The sequence below is a fragment of the Acidocella sp. MX-AZ02 genome (assembly GCF_000306035.1).
In the GTDB taxonomy this organism is placed as follows: Bacteria; Pseudomonadota; Alphaproteobacteria; order Acetobacterales; family Acetobacteraceae; genus Acidocella; species Acidocella facilis.
Genome location: NZ_JH976234.1, coordinates 1 through 1,289, shown reverse-complemented (window position 1 = coordinate 1,289; position 1,289 = coordinate 1). Strand labels below are relative to the sequence as shown.

Genomic DNA, 1,289 nt, shown 5'->3' with positions numbered 1-1,289 from the left:
CGGCGTGCGGCAATAGACCGCATTCATCGGCACCACCGCCCGCACCCGTTCAGGATGCGCCAGCGCGAATTCCAGCGCGACCAGAGCGCCCATCGAGTGGCCAACGAGGCTGACACGCGCCAGCCCCAGCCCATCGAGCAGCGCCAGGAGCTGTGCCGCATAATCCTCGAGCGTGGGCGCCTGCGGCGGCAACGCGCTGCTGCCATGGCCCAGCGTGTCATAGGCCACGACATCCCAGCGCGACGCGAAGGCGGCCATCTGCGGCGCCCAGAAGCCGGCATGCATGCCCACCCCATGGATCAGCACCAGCGCCGGGCCGGCGCCCGCCCGGCAATAGCCGGTGCCGCCCAGCCGGCCGAGATGATAGCCCTCAGCCATTCAGGTCGCCCAGCTCGGCCAGATCCTTGTACCGATCGCCGATGCGATGGTGCGGGCGCCCGCCGATGGAGGCGCCGAGTGCCACCAGGATTTCATCCGGGCCTGGCGCATCGTCGATGCTGAACTGCACGGTGAGATAATGCGAGCGCATCCCCTCATCATGTTTGTGCATCAGCGGAATCTGGATCGAGGCGCCCGGCCCGCCACGGGTGTTGGTGAAGGCGAGATAGGATTTCGCCCCGACGGCGCGGCGGTAGTGATTGCCAAAGCGCAGCGTATGGATCAGCGCCGAGGCATGTTCAACCTCCCCCGCACTGCCGACGATGGCGCATTTGCCATAGCCTTCCACCGCCTCGCCCGAGCCGGCCAGGCGCAGGATTTCGGCGGTCAGCATCTCGCCCAGCACCGGCCCGATGGCGCGGATTTCCGGCGAGAGATCCTCCACGAAGCCCCGCCCGGCCCAGGGATTGGCGAGCACCGCGGCGGTGCCGAACAGCTTGAACGGCCCAGGCGCGGCGCGCCCGCCCTCGATGCGGATATCTTCGGTGTAGGTGACGAGCTTGCGCAGGGACAGCGTCATGGCGAACTCCTTATTGTCTTATGGTATACCATAAGATTGACAAGAGCGGGCTGTAAAGAGGAAACTGGCATTGCGGGTCGTTTTTGACTCACGACATGATAAACAAAGCCACGGGAAACAGGTCTTCTTCCATGCCGGACAGCCAACCAGACGCATTGCTGATCGACCGCCCCGCGAAAACCTTGCGGCAATTGGCGCTTGAGAAAATGCGCGAAGCCATCCTCACGATGAAATTCCGCCCCGGCGAGCGGCTGGTGGAACGCGCCTTGTGCGAGCGGCTGGGGGTCAGCCGCTCGGTCGTGCGCGAGGTGCTGCGGCATCTGGAATCCGA

General features: G+C 65.3%; 3 protein-coding genes. 1 reads left to right on the top strand and 2 read right to left on the bottom strand.

Going from position 1 to position 1,289, the window contains the following annotated elements; translation table 11 throughout:
- Together MXAZACID_RS17265 and MXAZACID_RS17260 are read right to left on the bottom strand one after the other, a co-directional pair.
- Positions 1-378: alpha/beta fold hydrolase (locus tag MXAZACID_RS17265; protein ID WP_008495855.1), on the bottom strand; the 378-nt coding region annotated here is incomplete at its 3' end.
- Complete coding sequence (locus MXAZACID_RS17260) at positions 371-958, bottom strand: amino acid synthesis family protein (RefSeq protein WP_008495854.1); 588 nt, start codon at positions 956-958, stop codon at positions 371-373. The genes MXAZACID_RS17260 and MXAZACID_RS17265, both read right to left, overlap by 8 nt.
- 131 nt (positions 959-1,089) lie before the next feature.
- Here MXAZACID_RS17260 and MXAZACID_RS17255 point away from each other — a divergent pair.
- A partial coding sequence (locus MXAZACID_RS17255; RefSeq protein WP_008495853.1) for a GntR family transcriptional regulator occupies positions 1,090-1,289 on the top strand: 200 nt, incomplete at its 3' end.

What these genes read in the sequence shown, in the direction of transcription:
- MXAZACID_RS17260 (WP_008495854.1), bottom strand. Translation starts at nt 958, where the DNA reads ATGACGCTGTCCCTGCGCAAGCTCGTCACCTACACCGAAGATATCCGC.